We start from the raw sequence: 18,294 nt of genomic DNA, 5'->3' as shown, positions 1-18,294 counted from the left end.
TGCCGGTGGCTGCGGCATGGACGGGAGGTGGATGCGGACATGCCCCATGACGGCGATGCCCGGGCCGCGGTCCCCGGTCTTCGGGCGCCGGGGAACGGGGGCGCCGGTCCGCCTCGTCCCGCTCCGGAGCCGGCCGCCGCGCGAGCGCGTCTGCTGGCGTTCGCGGGGGTGGCGCTGGCGGCGGTGTACGTGCGCGGTGAGGACGGGACGGAGCTCCGGCTGGTGGAGTCGGCCGGGGCGGCGTCCGAGCAGCGGTACCAGGTGCCGGGGCGTGTGGCGGTCCCGGTGTCGGGGGGATCTCCTGGCGCGGGGTCGAGCGCCTCCCCCGGGCCGGAAGCACCGGCCGCTTCCCAGGGCGCCCCCCTCTCGGTGTCTGCGGGCGAGGCGGACACGGGAGGCGGTTGCCCTGCCGTCGCCGAGGCCTACCTGCGGGGGCGGGCCGTGTGGCTCGCGGGTGTGGTGCTCGCCGGGCGCGAGGAGGCCGCAGCCGCCTCCGCTCCGCTCGGGGCGTTGCCGCTGGGGGCCGCGGGCGGGTGGCTGGGATGTCTCGTCGTGGTGGGAGAGGCCGGGGAGGGTTTCGGGACCGAGCAGCGGGAGTTTCTGGAGCGGTACGCCAAGGCCGTCGCCGAGCGGCTGCGGGGCGAGGCCGACCGGTCGGCGCCCTCGCTCTTGCTGGATTCCGCCCAGCGCGCCATGGGGGTCGGTTCCTTCGCCCTGTCGCCCGGCACCGGGCTGGTCGAGACGGACCCGGCCCTGCTCGAACTCGTCGGCATCCCCGAGGGCGGTTTCGACGGCAAGACCGACACCCTGCTCTCGTGCAGCGTCCCGGAGGACGTCCCGGCGCTGATGTCGGTCATCGAGCCGTCCGCGCAGACGCCGGGCCGCCGTGAGCTGGAGTTCCGTATCCGCCGGCCGACCGGTGAGCTGTGCTGGCTGCGGCTGAGCTGCCGGGTGCTCAAGGGACCCGACGGCGCGCCGGAGCGGGTGCTGGGTGTGGTGAGCGCGGCGCCCGTGCTGCGCCGCAGCGCCAGCGACGTCGCCCGGATCCAGTGGCTGACGGCCGCGCTCGACGACGCCACGACCGTCCGGGACGTCAGCCGTGTGGTGGTCGCCGCGCTGCGCGAGCCGCTGGGGGCCGACCGGGTGGCGCTCGCCGAGTTGCTGGAGGACCGGCTGGCGGTCAGCGTGCTCGATCCGCCGGGTGCGGGTGCCTGGCCGGAGCTGTGGCGACGCGAGTGGCGCTCGGAGTGGCCCGACGCGCCGGTCACCGCCCTGCCCACGCTCCAGGCGGCCCTGCGGGACGGGCGGGTGAGCCTGTGGCCGGTTGGTTCGGAACTGGAGCCGGGGCTCGCGGGGATCGGTCCCGGCGGGCTCGCGGTGCTGCCGCTGCCGGCCAAGAACGGGGTGGCCGGGGTGTGCCTGGTCGGCTGGGACACTCCGCACGAGTTCGCCCCCGAGGAGCGGGCCCTGCTGACCGCCACCGCGGGCCTGGTCGGTCAGGCCCTGAAGCGTGCGCACGCCTACGACGCCGAGCAGGAGCTCGCGACGATGCTCCAGCGCAGCCTGTTGCCGCGCCGGCTTCCGCGGCTGCCCGGCGGCACCGCCGTGGCCCGCTATCTGCCCGCCCGGCGCGGTCTCCAGGTGGGCGGCGACTGGTACGACGTGATCGCGCTGTCGGAAAGCAAGGTGGCGCTGGTCATCGGGGATGTGCAGGGGCACAGCGCCGGGGCCGCCACGATCATGGGGCAGATGCGTACGGCGGTCCGGGCGTACGCCGTGGAGGGGCATCCGCCGGACGTGGTCGTCGCGCACGCCAACCGGCTGCTCGTCGGCATGGAGACGGACCTGTTCGCCACCTGCTGCTACGTCGAGCTGGACATGGAGGAGGGCAACGCGCTGTTCGTGCGGGCCGGGCATCTGGCGCCGCTGGTGCGGCATCCCGACGGCGGCACCGCGGAGATCGCGGTCGAGGGTGGGCTCCCGCTGGGCGTCCTCGCGGACGCGGAGTTCCCGCTGACGGCACTCGCGCTCGCCCCGGGCTCGGTGCTCGCGCTGGTGACGGACGGTCTGGTCGAGTCGGCGGATCTGCAGTTGGACGAGGGTATGCGGCTCGTACGCCAGGCACTCGCCACGGCCGATCCCGCCGACCCGGGGCGGATGGCCGACGAGCTGCTCGGCGAGGACGGGCGCCGTGAGGACGACGTGGCGGTGCTGCTGCTGCGCTACGACGGGATGCGGGTACGGCCGGTGCGGGCGGGCTGGGTGGTGTGGCGGCTGCCGGACGCGGTGATGCATGCCCGCCGGTTCAGTGCGCGCACGCTGCGTTCGTGGGGCCTCTCGGCCGAGGCCGACACCGTCCTGCTGGTGGTGTCGGAGCTGGTCACCAACGCGCTGGTGCACACGCAGGGCGCCGTCCGGGTGGAGCTGACCCTGGCGGCGGACCGGCTGCGGGTGAGCGTGAGCGACTCCTCGCCCCGGGCGCCGGCCAAGCCGGTGGTCGTGGACTGGGAGTCGACGGGTGGCCGGGGGCTCTTCCTGGTCGAGGCCGTGTCGGCGGCCTGGGGCTCGGTACCGGTGGGTGGCGGCAAGCAGGTGTGGAGCGAGATCGTCGTCACCCGTCCGGAACGGGAAACGGAACCCGGCGAGGAGCCGGACGAGGAACCGGAGGCCGAGCCGGAGGAGGAGCGGAAGCCGGGCCGCGTCTGGGGCCTGGGCCGGGACCGAAGCTGGGGTCTGGGCCGCAACCGGGACCGCCGCAAGACCCGCGACCACGACCCGCACCGCGACGACGACCGGGCCAGGGACCGCACAGGCGCCCGGGCCACGGACCACGACGGCGACCGGCCCACGGACCGCCACGACGACCAGGCCCCGGGCCGCGCAGGCGACCGGGCGACGGACGACAATGACGACGCGACCCCGAACGGCACCCCGGGCCCGGTCCCGGGCCCGCCCCCGTACCAGAACCGGAACCCTGACCGGAGTACAGGCGCGGTCGCCCGTCCGGGTCGGCTCCCCGAGGGAGGTCCCTGATGCGTGGCCTCGGTGTGCGTGGCGCCGCCGGGCTGCTGGCGGTCCTCCTGGCCGTGTCCCTCGCCGGGTGTACCGACAGCGGCGACGAGAGCGGGAGTGGTCCGGCCATCGGGCTGCTGCTGCCGAGCCGGGCCGTGCCCCGCTGGGAGAAGTCCGACAAGCCCCTGATCGAGAAGCGGGTGAAGGAGCTGTGCTCGGACTGCACGGTCGTGTACGCCAACGCCGAGAACGACGCGGCGAGCCAGCGGCAGCAGATGAACTCCATGATCACCCGGGGCGTCTCCGCCCTGATCCTGGACGTCGTCGACCCCAAGGCCCTGCGTTCCTCGGTCCGCGCGGCGCAGCGCGAGGGTATCCCGGTCGTCGCCTACGACCGGCTCGCCGAGGGCCCGATCTCGGGTTTCGTCAGTTTCGACGGCGCCCAGGTCGGCAGGCTGCAGGGCCAGGCGCTCCTGAAGGGCATGGGCGCCAGGGCCGACGGCGGCGGAGTCGTCATGGTGAACGGCGACCCGTCCAGCCCCAACGCCGCCTGGTACGAGGGCGGGGCCCGGGCCGTCCTGCGGGACGAGGTGCGGATCCTGAAGTCGTACAACACCCTGGGCTGGCGTACGGAGAACGCGCACGACCACATGTCCGCCGCGATCAGCGCCCTCGGCCCGGGCCGGATCGACGGGGTGCTCGCCGCGAACGACTCGATCGCCGCCGGTGTCATCTCGGCGCTCAAGAGCGCCCGCGTCTCCCCGCTGCCGCCCGTCACCGGGCAGGACGCCGACCTCGACGCCGTGCAGCGCATCGTCAAGGGCGAGCAGTACATGACCGTGTACAAGCCGTTCCGGCTGGAGGCCGAGGCGGCCTCCGCGATGGCCGTCGCCCTGGCGCGGGACAACGACATCAACGCCCTGGTCACGACGACGGTGGACAGCCCCACGACGGAGGACGTCCCGGCGATCCTGCTCGACCCGACCGCCGTGACGCGCGAGACGATCGGCCGGACGCTCGTCCGGGACGGTGTCTACACACTCGACCAGATCTGCACCCCGAAGCTCCGCTCGGCCTGCGACCGGGCCGGGCTCACCCGGTGAGTGAGGTGGTCACCGTGGCCCATCCACCCGTACTGGCGTTGCGCGGCATCACCAAGCGGTTCGGCGGTGTCCAGGCGCTCGTGGACGTCGACCTGCGGATCCGGGCCGGTGAGGTCGTGGCCCTGGCGGGCGACAACGGAGCGGGCAAGTCCACGCTCGTCAAGGTGATCTCCGGGGTCAGCCCCGCCGACCGGGGCGTCATCGAGTGGGAGGGCCGCCTCGTGCAGATCAAACGCCCGCACGACGCTCACGCCCTGGGCATCGCGACCGTGTACCAGGATCTCGCCATGTGCGACAACCTGGACGTCGTCGGCAATCTCTTCCTCGGCCGCGAGATCGACCGGGTGGGCATCCTCGACGAGGTCGAGATGGAGCGCCGGGCCCGTGACCTGATGCGCGCCCTGTCGATCCGCATCCCCGACGTGCGGGTGCCGGTCGCCGCGCTGTCGGCGGGGCAGCGGCAGGCCGTCGCGATCTCCCGTTCGCTCATGGGCGCCCCCAAGGTGCTGCTGCTCGACGAGCCCACCGCCGCCCTCGGCGTGGAGCAGACCAGCCATCTGCTCGACCTGATCGAGGAGGTGCGCGACCGCGGTATGGCGATCATCCTCATCAGTCACAACATGGGCGACATCAAGGCCGTGGCGGACCGGGTGGCCGTGCTGCGGCTGGGCCGCAACAACGGACTGTTCGACGTGAGCACGGTGACCCAGGAGCAGATCATCTCCTCCGTCACCGGGGCGGCGGACAACGCCGTGGCCCATCGCTCGAAGGGCGACGAGGAGGCGTGGCCGTGAGCCGCGGCGGGCCGCACCGGGACGGCGGACCGGCCGGGCCGGGCAGCGCCGGGCCGGTCACCACCGGCGGCGGGCAGCGCACCCGGGGCTGGCAGGACAACCTGCGGGAGTACGCCCTGGACGTCCGCGGCAGTGTGCGCGACGGCGAGCGGGGGCCGCTCCTGGTCATCGCCGGGCTGATCGTGATCTGGATCGTCTTCCAGGCGCTGGACGACAAGTTCCTCTCGCCGCGCAACCTGTCCAACCTCAGCGTGGACATCGTCGGGACCGGGCTGGTCGCCGTCGGCATCGTGTTCGTCCTGCTGATCCGCGAGATCGATCTGTCGGTGGGCTCGGTCAGCGGCCTGGCGGGGGCGGCGTTCGCCGTGCTGAACGTGAACCACGGGGTGCCGGAGTGGCTGGCGGTGATCGTGGCGGTGGCAGCGGGGACGGCCGTGGGCGCCTTCCACGGGTTCTTCCACGCCCGGCTCGGTGTGCCGGCGTTCGTGGTGACGCTGGCCGGGCTGCTGATCTGGAACGGCCTGACGCTCTACCTGCTGGGGGCCAGCGGCACGATCAACATCGACGAGGAGGGCCTGGTCGCCTCTCTGACCAGCCGCCACTTCGGCAACGACCTGGCGGCGTACGCGCTCGCGGCGCTCGGCACGGCCGGGTACGTCCTAGCCGCCCACCGCCGGCGCAGCCGTCACCGGGCGGCCGGGATGCCCTACCGGCCCGAGGGCGAGATCTGGCTGCGCACCGGTCTCCTCGCGGTGCTCGCCTTCGCCGCGGCCTCCACCCTCAACCGGTTCCAGGGGCTGCCGCTCGCGCTGCTGATCTTCCTGGTGGTCCTGGTCGTCTCGGACTACGTGCTGCGCCGCACCCGCTACGGGCGGCGGGTGTACGCGCTCGGCGGCGGGGTCGAGGCGGCGCGGCGGGCCGGGATCGGGGTGGAGCGGGTGCGGGTCGCGATGTTCATGGTGTCGGGGACGCTGGCCGCGGTCGGCGGGCTGTTCGTGGCGTCCGGGCTGACCTCGGCGAGCCCCACGACGGCGCGTGCCGCCGGTTCGGGGATGCTGCTGATCAACGCGATCGCGGCGGCCGTCATCGGCGGGACGAGTCTGTTCGGCGGGCGGGGCTCGCCCTGGTCGGTGCTGCTCGGTGTGGTGGTCATCCAGTCGATCGCCTCGGGCATGGGGCTGCTGGGGGTCGAGGACGCCGTGCAGTTCATGATCACCGGCGGGGTGCTGCTGGCCGCCGTCGCGGCCGACGCGCTGTCCAGACGCGCCCAGGCCAGACGCGGTCGGCCGTGAGCGGTGACGCGGCGGAATTCCTCGTTAATCCGTTTCATACGAAATGCCTAACAAATGGCAAAGGTGGGTATGGGGCGAGATGTCATGAAACGTAGCCGCCTCGCCCAGGCGGCCGTGACCGTCACGGCCGCCGCCGGTCTGGTTCTCGCCGGGTGCGGTGACACGGATCTGCCGAGCGGCGAGGAGCAGGCCGACCTCAGCGTGCTCGCGACGGACGTGCCGCAGATCCAGACCCTCACGAAGCTCACCAAGAAGCACTTCACGGCGGAGACCGGCATCACCGTCGACTACACGGTGCTGCCGGAGAACGAGGCGCGGGAGGCGATGAACCGCGAGTTCGCGACCCAGGCCGGCCGCTACGACGTGGCCAGCGTCAGCGCCTACGAGGTGCCGATCTACGCGGACAACGGCTGGCTCGCCCCGCTGGACTCGTATGTGAAGGCCGACGAGGACTTCGACCACGACGACGTCTTCCCGAACCTGGCGTCCTCGCTGACCGGGGAGGACGGCAAGCTCTACGCCGAACCTTTCTACGGCGAGGGCTCCTTCCTGATGTACCGCAAGGACCTGTTCCGCAAGGACGGGCTGACCATGCCGCCGAAGCCGACCTGGAAACAGGTCGCCGCCCTCGCCGCCCGGGTCGACGGAACCGACGGCGCGAGCGGCATCTGCCTGCGCGGCCTGCCCGGCTGGGGGCAGAACCTCGCCCCGATCAACACGGTCGTCAACACCTTCGGCGGCGCCTGGTACGACATGGACTGGAACGCCCGCCTGACCTCACCGGAGTTCAAGAAGGCCGTCGGGTTCTACGTCGACCTGCTGCGCAACCACGGCCAGCCCGGTGCCGAGCGGATGGGTGTGCTGGAGATCCTGGACCGTTTCGTCCAGGGCAAGTGCGCCATGATGTACGACGCCACGTCGCTGGCCTCGTCGATCGAGGCCGACAGCTCCTCGGTCAAGGGCACGGTGGGCTACGTCCCGGCCCCGCACGACCGGACGGACAAGGCGGGCTGGCTGTGGACCTGGGCCTGGGCCATCCAGCAGGCGTCCGAGAACAAGGACGCCGCCTGGGAGTTCATCTCCTGGGCCTCCTCCAGGGAGTTCCAGGAGCTGGTCGGCCAGGAGGTGGGCTGGACCTCGGCGCCCGCCGGGAACCGCAAGTCGCTCTACGAGAGGCCCGAGTACCAGCAGGCGGCCGGTGCCTGGTACCGGCAGGAGTACACGGCGGCGACGGACTCCGCCGACCCGAAGAACCCCGGCGTCGACCCCCGCCCCTACGACGGCATCGGCTTCCTGGGCATCCCCGAGTTCGCCGTGCTGGGTACGGCGGTCTCCGAGCAGATCGCCGCGGCCATCGCCGGGCAGCAGTCGGTGGACGCGGCCCTGGACAAGGCGCAGGACCTCGCCCAGGCCGCGGCGGCGAAGTACCGCGGCGAGTGACCGGCCTGCCTGCGTGCGAACGGCGCGGGCCGCGCCCCCGGTCACCCGGGAACGCGGCCCTCGAAACGCCGTGGCGGTCCGCTTACTTGCGGATCAGGCTGCGCAGCACGTACTGCATGATGCCGCCGTTGCGGTAGTAGTCCGCCTCGCCGGGGGTGTCGATGCGGACGACCGCGTCGAACTCGACGCCGGTGTCGGTGGTGACCTTCACCGTGCGCGGGGTGGTGCCGTTGTTGAGCTCCTCGACGCCGGTGAAGTCGAAGGTCTCCTCACCGGTGAGGCCGAGGGACGCGGCGGACTGGCCCTCCGGGAACTGCAGCGGCAGAACGCCCATGCCGATGAGGTTCGAGCGGTGGATGCGCTCGTAGGACTCGGCGATGACGGCCTTGACGCCGAGGAGCGCGGTGCCCTTGGCGGCCCAGTCGCGGGACGAGCCGGAGCCGTACTCCTTGCCGGCCAGGACGACCAGCGGGATGCCGGCGGCCTGGTAGTTCTGCGAGGCGTCGTAGATGAAGGAGACCGGGGCGTCCGCCTGCGTGAAGTCGCGGGTGTAGCCGCCCTCGGTGCCCGGCGCGATCTGGTTGCGCAGGCGGATGTTGGCGAACGTACCGCGGATCATGACCTCGTGGTTGCCACGGCGGGAGCCGTAGCTGTTGAAGTCGCGACGCTCCACACCGTGCTCGGTGAGGTACTTGCCGGCCGGGGTGTCGGCCTTGATGGCGCCGGCCGGGGAGATGTGGTCGGTGGTGACCGAGTCGCCCAGCTTGGCCAGTACCCGGGCGCCGGAGATGTCGGAGACCGGGGTGGTCTCCATCGTCATGCCCTCGAAGTACGGGGGCTTGCGCACGTAGGTCGACTCGGGGTCCCACTCGAAGGTGTTGCCGGTCGGGATCGGCAGCGCCTGCCACTGGGCGTCACCCGCGAAGACGTCCGCGTAGGACTTGGAGAACATGTCCTCGCCGATGGCGCTGGCGACGACCTCGTTGACCTCGGCCTCGGTCGGCCAGATGTCCTTCAGGAAGACCGGCTTGCCGTCCTGGTCGGTGCCCAGGGAGTCCTTGGTGATGTCCACCTTCATGGAACCGGCGAGCGCGTAGGCCACGACCAGCGGCGGGGACGCCAGGTAGTTCATCTTGACGTCGGGGTTGATCCGGCCCTCGAAGTTCCGGTTGCCGGAGAGGACCGAGGTGACCGCGAGGTCGTGGTCGTTGACGGCCTGGGAGACCTCCTCCGGCAGCGGGCCGGAGTTGCCGATGCAGGTGGTGCAGCCGTAACCGACGAGGTTGAAGCCGACCTTGTCGAGGTAGGGGGTCAGGCCCGCCTTCTCGAAGTAGTCGGTGACGACCTTGGAGCCCGGGGCGAGGGTGGTCTTGACCCACGGCTTGCGGGTCAGGCCCTTCTCCACCGCCTTCTTGGCCACCAGCGCGGCGGCGACCATGACGTACGGGTTGGAGGTGTTGGTGCAGGACGTGATGGCCGCGACGGTCACGGCGCCGTGGTCGATCTCGTACGTCGAGCCGTCGGGGGCGGTGACGGTGACCGGGTTGGACGGAACGGCGGCACCGGTGCCGTCGGCGTGCTGCGGCGCGCCGGCGCCGTTCTCCTGGCTGCCGTAGGCCGGGGCGTCGGAGGCCGGGAAGGACTCGTCGCTGGCCTCGTCGACCGGGGAGGTCGCGGCGGCGGGCTGCGCGGCGGGCACCTCGACGTAGTTGAGGACGTCCTTGGCGAACTGCTGGGCGGCCTCGGCGAGGACGATGCGGTCCTGCGGGCGCTTCGGGCCGGCGATGGACGGCACGACGGTCGACAGGTCGAGCTCGAGCTTCTCGGAGAAGTCGGGCTCGGCGGCCGGGTCGAGCCAGAGGCCCTGCTCCTTGGCGTACGCCTCGACCAGCGCGAGCTGCTGCTCGCTGCGGCCGGTCAGGCGCATGTAGTTGATGGTCTCGTCGTCGATCGGGAAGATCGCGGCGGTGGAGCCGAACTCCGGCGACATGTTGCCGATGGTGGCGCGGTTCGCGAGGGAGGTGGCGGCGACGCCCTCGCCGTAGAACTCGACGAACTTGCCGACGACGCCGTGCTTGCGCAGCATCTCGGTGATGGTGAGCACCAGGTCGGTGGCGGTGGTGCCGGGGGTGAGCTCACCGGTGAGCTTGAAGCCCACGACGCGCGGGATGAGCATGGAGACCGGCTGGCCCAGCATGGCGGCCTCGGCCTCGATGCCGCCGACGCCCCAGCCGAGCACGCCGAGGCCGTTGACCATGGTGGTGTGCGAGTCGGTGCCGACCAGGGTGTCCGGGTAGGCCTTGCCGTCGCGGACCATCACGACACGGGCCAGGTGCTCGATGTTCACCTGGTGGACGATGCCGGTCCCGGGCGGGACGACCTTGAACTCGTCGAAGGCGGTCTGGCCCCAGCGCAGGAACTGGTAGCGCTCCTTGTTGCGGCCGTACTCCAGGTCGACGTTCTGCTTGAAGGCGTCGTTGGTGCCGAACTTGTCGGCGATGACGGAGTGGTCGATGACCAGCTCGGCCGGCGCCAGCGGGTTGATCTTCGCCGCGTCGCCGCCCAGCTCCTTCACGGCCTCACGCATGGTCGCGAGGTCCACGACGCAGGGAACGCCGGTGAAGTCCTGCATGATCACGCGGGCCGGCGTGAACTGGATCTCCTGGCTGGGCTGGGCCTGCGAGTTCCATCCACCGAGGGCACGGATGTGGTCGGCGGTGATGTTCGCGCCGTCCTCGGTACGGAGCAGGTTCTCCAGCAGGACCTTGAGGCTGTAGGGAAGGCGAGCCGAGCCCTCCACCTTGTCCAGCCGGAAGATCTCGTACGACTCGTCGCCCACCTGCAGCGTGCTGCGGGCGTCGAAGCTGTTCGCCGACACGACAGTCTCCTTCATTGATGTGCGCGTACCACCACGATCCTGCCGCCACGGCATCTTGGCCGATCCGCTAAGGTAAGGCTAAGTTAGGTAACCCTTACCGAGGGTGGCGGCTGGGGTGCTCTCTCGGCAGATATCTCGATGTCGAGATAACTCTAGTACACGAGCGCCGGATGGTCATGCCCCGGCGCCCGCCATGCGGTCATGTACGCCCTTTTCCCGGGTATCCGAACCAGGTATCCACGCACGACGGAGAGGAGACAGGCATGCCGCTCACGTTCCGCAAGAGTTTCCGGATCCTTCCGGGAGTGCGACTGAACATCAACAAGCGCTCCTGGTCCATCACCACCGGCGGCGGAAAGAACGGCCCGCGCCACACCCGCAGCAGCACAGGACGTCGTACGACATCGATGGACCTGCCCGGACCCTTCGGATGGCGGCGCACCACCAAGGCGCGTCGACCCTGAGGCCGCCGGGCGGGGTTGACGTCCCGTCACCCGTTCGGACCCCCCGATCGGGTGCCATCTCATATCTGAGATAACCTCAAGCGCATGGCAGACGACTACCTCGTACGCATCGGCAAGCTCATCCGTGACGCTCGGCAGCACCGGGGCTGGACACAGTCGCAACTGGCCGAGGCGCTCGGCACCAGTCAGAGCGCCGTCAACCGGATCGAGCGCGGCAACCAGAACATCAGCCTTGAGATGATCGCGCGCATCGGGGAGGCCCTCGACAGCGAGATCGTGTCGCTCGGCTACGCCGGTCCGATGCATCTGCGAGTGGTCGGCGGGCGCCGGCTGTCCGGCGCCATCGACGTGAAGACGAGCAAGAACGCGTGCGTGGCGCTGCTGTGCGCCTCACTGCTCAACGAGGGGCGCACGGTGCTGCGCCGCGTCGCCCGCATCGAGGAGGTGTACCGCCTCCTGGAGGTGCTGGGCTCCATCGGCGTACGCACCCGGTGGATCAACGACGGTGTCGACCTGGAGATCGTGCCGTCGGCCGAGCTGGACCTGGCGGCCATCGACGCGGACGCGGCCCGTCGCACCCGCTCCATCATCATGTTCCTCGGCCCGCTGCTGCACCGCATGGACCACTTCAAGCTGCCGTACGCCGGCGGCTGCGACCTCGGTACGCGCACGGTCGAGCCGCACATGATCGCGCTGCGCCGCTTCGGCCTGGACATCGCCGCCACCGAAGGGCAGTACCACGCCCAGGTCGATCGCTCGGTCAGCCCCGACCGCCCGATCGTCCTGACCGAGCGCGGCGACACGGTGACCGAGAACGCGCTGCTCGCCGCCGCCCGGCACGACGGCACCACCGTCATCCGCAACGCCTCGTCCAACTACATGGTCCAGGACCTGTGCTTCTTCCTGGAGACCCTCGGCGTCAAGGTCGACGGCATCGGCACCACCACCCTCACCGTGCACGGCGTGCCGACCATCGACGTCGACGTGGACTACTCCCCCTCCGAGGACCCGGTCGAGGCGATGAGCCTGGTCGCGGCGGCCGTCGTCACCGAGTCGGAGCTGACGGTGCGCCGGGTGCCGATCGAGTTCCTGGAGATCGAGCTGGCCGTGCTGGAGGAGATGGGCCTCGACCACGACCGCACGCCCGAGTACTTCGCCGACAACGGCCGCACCCGGCTGGTGGACCTCACCGTCCGGCCCTCCAAGCTGGAGGCGCCGATCGACAAGATCCACCCCATGCCGTTCCCCGGCCTGAACATCGACAACGTCCCGTTCTTCGCGGCCATCGCGGCGGTCGCCCAGGGCAAGACCCTCATCCACGACTGGGTCTACGACAACCGCGCGATCTACCTGACCGACCTGAACCGCCTCGGCGGCCGCCTCCAGCTGCTGGACCCGCACCGTGTCCTGGTCGAGGGCCCGACCCGCTGGCGTGCCGCCGAGATGATGTGCCCGCCGGCCCTGCGCCCCGCGGTGGTCGTCCTGCTGGCGATGATGGCGGCCGAGGGCACGTCGGTGCTGCGCAACGTGTACGTCATCAACCGGGGCTACGAGGACCTGGCGGAGCGGCTGAACTCGATCGGGGCGCAGATCGAGACGTTCCGGGACATCTAGCCATCTCACGGGGAGCGCGTCCTCAGGTGTGGGCCCGCCGGAACGGGAAAGTCCGTGCCTGTGGACGCGCTTCTGCTGACGTTCGGGCACAGCACCGCGGGCCGGGACCGGATCACCGAGTTGCTGCGTGATGCCGGCGTGGCGGCCGTCGTGGACGTGCGGACCGCTCCCGGCAGCCGCCGCGACCCCGACCTGCTGCGGGAGCGGCTCGCCCAGTGGCTGCCGGGTGCCGGCATCGCCTACCGGTGGGAACCCGCCCTCGGCGGGTTCCGCCCCCTGCCCGCGGACAGTCCGGACCTCGTGTGGCGCAACGACTCCTTCCGCGGGTACGCCGCCCACACCCGCTCCCCCGAGTTCGTCTCCGCCATGGACCGCCTGCTGCGCGAGGCCGCGGACGCCCGTACCGCCGTGATGTGCGGCGAGGCGGTCTGGTGGCGCTGTCACCGCCGCCTGATCGCCGACTTCGCGGTCCTCGCCCGCGGCGTGCCGGTTCGGCACCTCATGCACGACGGGCGCCTGGGCACCCACACCCCGACGCCCGGCGCCCGCCTGCGCGACGACGGGCTGCTCGTGTACGACGACCAGGACGGCCGCACCGAGCAGGCCCGCGGCCGAGCCGGTCAGTAGAGCTTGTTCACCGCGGTGACGGTCGTGGCCTTGAAGTCGGCCACCTGGGCGTGCTGGAACGTGCCCATCTGGGCCCACCGGACGACCGTCACGGCCGTGCCGTCGCGGCCGACCGAGAAGAGGCCGATGTCGGAGGAGCCCCAGGCGGAGACGGTGTGGATGCCGTAGACGTCGGCGCCCTCCTCGACGTTCAGCCGGCCGTAGTACTTCTGCGTCGCCGTGATGTCCGGGTCCTGCCGCATCAGCTTCTTCGCGCAGCCGGCGAGGTCCTTGCGCAGCAGTGCCGCGAAGTCCTTCGCCCGCTGTTCGCTGCGCTCCTCGACCGTGATCTGCTGGGCGTTCGTGTCGTACTCCGTCCCGTAGTCCCGGTGCGTGCTGATGGACGGCAGCGCGTCGCCCACGCAGATCGGCAGCGGGTCGGGCTGGCCGGCGGTGACCGGGCCGGCGTACCAGGGCGAGGTCGGGTGCGGCGGCAGTTCGGCCGGCTCCAGGAACCGGGGTGTGTCGGAGGCCGGGGTGGCGGCGGCCGGGACGGCGGCGGCGGCGACACCGGCGACGGCCGCCAACGCGGCCACGGTGGTACGGATGCCTCGGTCACGGATCTGCATGGTCTCCCCCATGGGTTTCCCCCAGTCGAATGCGCGGGCTTCAGCCCTTGCCCCCCGTACGACCCGCCACCCCCCGCATCCGTTGCCCTGTACGCCTGCTACGGATCCGTCCCGAATGTCACCGCCGTGCTACCGCGGACCGAGCCCCTCGCCGAGGGCGGCGACGGCGGCAGGGCCGTGACCGGCGGCCAGGAGCGGGGCGCGGATGTCGCGGTGGAGATCGGGGACGTAGCCGATCAGCACGTCGGCGGGGCCCTGGACGCGGACCTCGCCGAGGGCGGCGGGCAGGAGGAGGGTGCGGGCGCGGTCCAGGGGGCCGGTCCAGGGGCCGGAGGTGACGGTGACCGGGGAGCCGACGTTGGTGAGGATCCGCACGGTGGAGAAGGTGTGCACCAGGGGCGTCCTGGTGCCGGCGGCCCAGCGTTCGAGGGCGAAGTGCGGGCCGGCGCAGAGCACCGTGCGTGCGACGCCGTCGTCCAGGGGGATACTCAGACCCGGGTGGAACTCGGGCCGGGGCTCGGGGCGCCACTCGTCGAGGAGGCGGGCGAGGTTGGTGTGCCACTCCCGGTCGGGCACGGGCGAGCCGTCCTCCATGTGGCTGCGCATGGCGTGCTGCTGGATGTCGGAGGTCTGCTCGATCTCGTACACGAGCGTGTCCGGACCGAAGCTGTGCAGGGTGCCGCCGGGGACGTAGACCGTCTGGCCGGCGCGGACCGGCAGGCGGCGCATGACCGCGTCGAAGCCCTGCGCGAGCAGCGCGCGGTGCAGGCCGTCGCGGTCGACGCCGGGGTGTACGCCGACCAGGGCGGTGGCTCCCGGGGCGGCGTCCAGGACGTGCCAGGCCTCGGTCTTGCCGTTGGGTTCGCCCTCCAGCCGCCGGGCGGTGGCGTCGTCGGCGTGCAGATGGACCGGGAGCGGACGGCTGCCGTCGATGAACTTCGTGAGGAGCGGGAAGCGGGGGCCGGGGCGCGGGTGCGGTCCCAGCAGTTCCTCGGCGTGCTCGGCCATGATGTGGCCCAGCGTGCGCCCGGCCAGGGGGCCGTCGAGGACGGCCGAGGCGTCACCGTCGACGTCACTGACCTCCCACGTCTCCGCGATCGGGCCGTCGGGCAGGCCGGTGCGACCCAGCCGCTCGGCGATGGCCCGCCCGCCGAAGACGTGCTGCTTGACGGGGGTGGTCAGCCGCAGCGGATGCCAGTCCACGTCCCTCCTCGGACGGTTCGGTGCCGGTTTCGGCCGGGGTACCCCGGCAGGGGACGCGCATGTGTGCGGCCGATGGCGACCGTGACGCCGCCACCGCACCCGGGGCGGACGGCTCACGGTCTCCGCGAGGAGCGGCATGCGCCGCCGGGCCCGCTCACGCTCCTGGCACGTCGGATCCGACCCACCATGTCCCCCTCGTCGACGACGAGGACGACCGCTTCTCCCGTTACGGCGGCGAACGGCGCGACCCGGTAACGGCGAGGGTGCTCGGCCGCTCGGCGGATGCCGTCGGCTCGCGCCCGGCGCGCGCTGCGGGTGCGGCCCGTGATCCGCTTCACACCGGCAACGGGACAGGCCCGGGCCTTACAGGGCGTAAAGCGACCGAAGAATGGATATGGGCTATACGGCGAAACGCGGGGAGTGTCCGACGTGCCCGGATGCCGGGTGCGGCGGCCTCAGGAGGGGGAGCGCGCATGGACGGCCGGCCCTTGTATCTCGAACCGCGGCTGGAGCCACGACTGAGGTCGCTCGTGGCGGCGCAGAACACGCTGCACTCGCTCACCGACGGGCTCGGCTCACCCCTGCACGTCGTGGTGCCGGACCAGATCGCCGAGAACCTGGAGCGGTTCCGGTCGGTGTACCGGGCGCACCATCTGTCGGGGCAGGTCTTCTACGCCCACAAGGCCAACCGGTCCAGTGCGCTGCTGCGGCGGCTCGCCGCGACGGACGCGGGCGTGGACGTCGCGTCGCTGGGTGAGTTGCAGCACGCGCTGGGTGCCGGTTTCGGCGCCGGCCGGATCACGGCCACGGGGCCGAAGAACCCCGAGTTCCTGTGGCTGGCGGCGCGTACGGGCGTCACGGTCAGCGTCGATGCCGTCGCCGAGCTGGACCAGCTCGCCACCCTGGTCCGCAAGCACGCGCTCGCCCCGGTGCGGGTGCTGCTGCGGTTGTCGGGTTTCGAGACGACGGGCGTGAAAGTGCTGAGCCGGCGCAGCCGCTTCGGCACGCCCGTAGGGGAGTTGGAGCTGCTGCTGGAGGCGGCGGAGCGGCATGCCGACGCGGTCGATCCGGCGGGGGTGGCCTTCCATCTGGACACGACGAGCGTCGCGGAGAAGGCGACCGCCCTCGAAGGGAGCCTGGCCGCACTGGAGTTGTGCCGGAGCCGGGGGTTGCGGCCGCGGGCCGTGGACATCGGCGGCGGGTTCGGCATCAGCTACCTCGCCGAGCGGGAGCACTGGGAGGCGTACACGACCGGGCTGACCGAAGCCGTCCTCGGCCGGCGCCCCCCGCTGACCTGGGGCGGGCACGGCTACGGGCTGCGCAACGAGTCCGGCACTTTGCGCGGCACGCTCGGTCTCTACCCCGCCCACCGGTCCGTCGCCGGCGCCGCCTACCTGGACGAGCTGCTGGCCCAGCCCGCCGCCTCGCTGGGCGGGCGCCCGCTGGCCGCGCTGCTGCTGGAGCACCTGTACGACCTGCACACCGAGCCCGGCCGGGCACTGCTGGACCAGTGCGGACTCACGCTGGCGCGGGTCCTGGAGGTCCGCGCCCAGGACACCGGCGGGGAACTGCTGGTACGGCTGGCCGCGAAGGCGGACGACATCGCCCTGGAGGACCACGGGGTGCTGATGGACCCGGTCGTCATCCCCCGCGGCGGAGCCGGTCCGGGCGGAGGGCCCGTCGCCGTGCACCTCTTCGGCAGCCTCTGCCTGGAGACCGACCTGATCACCCGGCGCACGGTGTTCCTGCCGCGCCGCCCGGAACCCGGCGACCTGCTGGCCTTCGCCAACACCGCCGGCTACGCCATGGACTTCCACGCCACACGCGCCCAGCACCAGCCCGCCGCCCGCAAGGTCGCCGCCTGGCAGGACGGCGACGCGTGGCGCTGGTGCCTGGACGACCAGTTCTGGCCGATCACGCCCTTGAGGGGAGCTCAGTGAGGTACGACAGCATCACCGAGGCGATAGGCAACACCCCTCTGGTGCGGATAGACCCGGCGGTGCACGGCCTGCGCACCATCGATCTGTACGCCAAGCTCGAAATGCTCAACCCGTTCGGCTCGGTCAAGGACCGGGCCGCCTGGAGCATGGCGGAGCCCCTGCTCGCCGAGGCGGTCGAACAGGGCAGTCAGGTGGTCGAGTTGTCCAGCGGCAACACGGCCAAGGCCCTCGCCGTCATCGCGGGCATGCACGGCCTGGGCTTCAAGAGCGTCACCAACCGGATGCGGGTCCCGGAGATCAAGGACCTCCTGCTGCTGCTCGGCGCGGAGATCGAGGAGCTGCCGGGGCAGAGCGAGTGCCTGGACCCGACCGCCACGGACGATCCGCTGACCCTCTTCCACCGGACGCTGTCCGCTTCGGGCAGCGCCTATCTGCACACCGACCAGTACTTCAACGCGCGCAACACCGAGGCCCATCTCACCGGCACCGGGCCGGAGATCGTCAAGGACCTGGACGGCCGGGTCCCGGACTGGTTCGTCGCCTGCGTGGGCACGGCCGGTTCCTCCACGGGGGTCGCCCGCGCCCTGCGGGAGGAGGACCCGTCCGTGCGGGTGGTCGGTCTGGTCGCGGCCAAGTCCGACTTCATCCCGGGGATCCGCACCATCGACGAGGTGCAGGAGGTCGGCCTGTTCGACCCGGAGACGTACGACACGATGGAGTCGGTCAGTGCCGACGAGGCGATCGAGGGGATGCTGACCCTGAACCGCCGCTGCGGCATCCTCGGCGGGCCCACCGGAGGCGCCGCCTACTTCGGCGCCGTCCGCCATCTGCGGGCGCTGGAGGAGGAGTCGCAGGAGCGGCGGACCGCGGTGTTCATCGTCTGTGACCGGGTGGAGAGCTATCTGAGCTACGTCCGGCAGCGGCGGCCCGATCTGCTGGGCCGGCCGCCCCGGCAGAACTCGCCGGCCGACCTGTCCGACGCCGAGGTCGGCGAGGCGCCGTCGGTCACCGTGGCCGAGGCCCGGCGCTGGATCGAGACCGACCGGCCCCTCGTGGTCGACCTGCGCAGCTCCTACGCCTACGCGGCGCTGCACATCGACGGATCGGTCAACATCGTCGACGAGCTGTTCGCCGAACTCGTCCGGGGCGGGCTGCCGTTCAGCCGCCGTCAGCCGGTCCTGCTGGCGTGCCCGGTGGGCGAGCAGTCCGCCCGGTACGCGGCGCTGCTGACCCGGATGGGCCACCCGGACGTGCGCAGCCTGGCCGGCGGCATCATCGCCTGGCGGGACGCGGGCGCGCCCCTGGTGCGGGACTGACCG

General features: G+C 71.8%; 13 protein-coding genes. 10 read left to right on the top strand and 3 right to left on the bottom strand.

The genetic code is table 11. The annotated features are described in order from the left end of the window. The first annotated feature begins 39 nt into the window (after positions 1 to 39). The 5 genes from CEB94_RS30930 to CEB94_RS30910 all read left to right on the top strand — a co-directional run bounded on the left by CEB94_RS30930 (position 40) and on the right by CEB94_RS30910 (position 7,641). Positions 40 to 3,033, top strand: coding sequence for a SpoIIE family protein phosphatase (locus CEB94_RS30930; protein WP_246111962.1), 2,994 nt, complete (start codon positions 40 to 42; stop codon positions 3,031 to 3,033). After that, positions 3,033 to 4,115, top strand: coding sequence for a sugar ABC transporter substrate-binding protein (locus CEB94_RS30925; RefSeq protein ID WP_175435298.1), 1,083 nt, complete (start codon positions 3,033 to 3,035; stop codon positions 4,113 to 4,115). Before CEB94_RS30930 ends, CEB94_RS30925 begins: the two co-directional genes overlap by 1 nt. 14 nt (positions 4,116 to 4,129) lie before the next feature. After that, entirely contained in the window at positions 4,130 to 4,909 is a 780-nt protein-coding gene (locus CEB94_RS30920; RefSeq protein WP_175435297.1) for an ATP-binding cassette domain-containing protein, read from the top strand. Then, positions 4,906 to 6,201: a sugar ABC transporter permease gene (locus CEB94_RS30915; protein WP_246111961.1), complete on the top strand. Its 1,296-nt coding sequence runs from the start codon at positions 4,906 to 4,908 to the stop codon at positions 6,199 to 6,201. The genes CEB94_RS30920 and CEB94_RS30915 overlap by 4 nt, the downstream gene beginning before the upstream one ends. 84 nt (positions 6,202 to 6,285) lie before the next feature. After that, positions 6,286 to 7,641: an ABC transporter substrate-binding protein gene (locus tag CEB94_RS30910; RefSeq protein WP_175435295.1), complete on the top strand. Its 1,356-nt coding sequence runs from the start codon at positions 6,286 to 6,288 to the stop codon at positions 7,639 to 7,641. Between the two features lie 82 nt (positions 7,642 to 7,723). Here the strand turns inward: CEB94_RS30910 and CEB94_RS30905 are convergent, their stop codons facing one another. After that, positions 7,724 to 10,519, bottom strand: coding sequence for an aconitate hydratase (locus CEB94_RS30905; protein ID WP_281292534.1), 2,796 nt, complete (start codon positions 10,517 to 10,519; stop codon positions 7,724 to 7,726). A 263-nt stretch (positions 10,520 to 10,782) separates the two neighbouring features. Here CEB94_RS30905 and CEB94_RS30900 point away from each other — a divergent pair, with 263 nt between their 5' ends. From CEB94_RS30900 to CEB94_RS30890, 3 genes are all read left to right on the top strand, one after another. Then, a complete protein-coding gene (locus CEB94_RS30900; protein ID WP_175435293.1) occupies positions 10,783 to 10,983 on the top strand; it encodes a DUF4236 domain-containing protein in 201 nt (66 codons plus the stop codon). Positions 10,984 to 11,067: 84 nt separating this feature from the next. Beyond that, positions 11,068 to 12,597: a helix-turn-helix domain-containing protein gene (locus tag CEB94_RS30895; protein ID WP_175435292.1), complete on the top strand. Its 1,530-nt coding sequence runs from the start codon at positions 11,068 to 11,070 to the stop codon at positions 12,595 to 12,597. 60 nt (positions 12,598 to 12,657) lie between these two features. After that, a complete protein-coding gene (locus CEB94_RS30890) occupies positions 12,658 to 13,224 on the top strand; it encodes a DUF488 domain-containing protein (RefSeq protein ID WP_175435291.1) in 567 nt (188 codons plus the stop codon). Here CEB94_RS30890 and CEB94_RS30885 read toward each other — a convergent pair. Next, positions 13,218 to 13,844 (bottom strand): hypothetical protein, encoded by a 627-nt coding sequence (locus CEB94_RS30885; protein WP_175435290.1) that lies wholly within the window; start codon positions 13,842 to 13,844, stop codon positions 13,218 to 13,220. The two genes, CEB94_RS30890 and CEB94_RS30885, sit on opposite strands and share 7 nt — an antisense overlap. 117 nt (positions 13,845 to 13,961) lie before the next feature. Next, entirely contained in the window at positions 13,962 to 15,035 is a 1,074-nt protein-coding gene (locus CEB94_RS30880; RefSeq protein ID WP_175435289.1) for a type I phosphomannose isomerase catalytic subunit, read from the bottom strand. Between the two features lie 473 nt (positions 15,036 to 15,508). On the opposite strand from CEB94_RS30880, the gene CEB94_RS30875 reads away from it, so the two are divergent. Then, positions 15,509 to 16,975, top strand: a complete 1,467-nt coding sequence (locus CEB94_RS30875; protein WP_175435288.1) for an alanine racemase — start codon at positions 15,509 to 15,511, stop codon at positions 16,973 to 16,975. After that, positions 16,972 to 18,291, top strand: a complete 1,320-nt coding sequence (locus CEB94_RS30870; protein ID WP_175435287.1) for a pyridoxal-phosphate dependent enzyme — start codon at positions 16,972 to 16,974, stop codon at positions 18,289 to 18,291. Before CEB94_RS30875 ends, CEB94_RS30870 begins: the two co-directional genes overlap by 4 nt. The last annotated feature ends 3 nt before the right edge of the window (positions 18,292 to 18,294 follow it).

Origin of the sequence: Streptomyces hawaiiensis, from assembly GCF_004803895.1 — a bacterium.
Taxonomy (GTDB): domain Bacteria; phylum Actinomycetota; class Actinomycetes; order Streptomycetales; family Streptomycetaceae; genus Streptomyces; species Streptomyces hawaiiensis.
The sequence above is the reverse complement of the archived record's forward strand: the minus strand, read 5'-3'. Positions and strand labels throughout refer to the sequence as shown.

Coding starts and splice junctions, on each gene's coding strand:
- CEB94_RS30930 (WP_246111962.1), top strand. CDS start 40: ATGCCCCATGACGGCGATGCCCGGGCCGCGGTCCCCGGTCTTCGGGCG.
- CEB94_RS30925 (WP_175435298.1), top strand. CDS start 3,033: ATGCGTGGCCTCGGTGTGCGTGGCGCCGCCGGGCTGCTGGCGGTCCTC.
- CEB94_RS30910 (WP_175435295.1), top strand. CDS start 6,286: ATGAAACGTAGCCGCCTCGCCCAGGCGGCCGTGACCGTCACGGCCGCC.
- CEB94_RS30900 (WP_175435293.1), top strand. CDS start 10,783: ATGCCGCTCACGTTCCGCAAGAGTTTCCGGATCCTTCCGGGAGTGCGA.
- CEB94_RS30895 (WP_175435292.1), top strand. CDS start 11,068: ATGGCAGACGACTACCTCGTACGCATCGGCAAGCTCATCCGTGACGCT.
- CEB94_RS30885 (WP_175435290.1), bottom strand. CDS start 13,844: ATGGGGGAGACCATGCAGATCCGTGACCGAGGCATCCGTACCACCGTG.
- CEB94_RS30875 (WP_175435288.1), top strand. CDS start 15,509: ATGGACGGCCGGCCCTTGTATCTCGAACCGCGGCTGGAGCCACGACTG.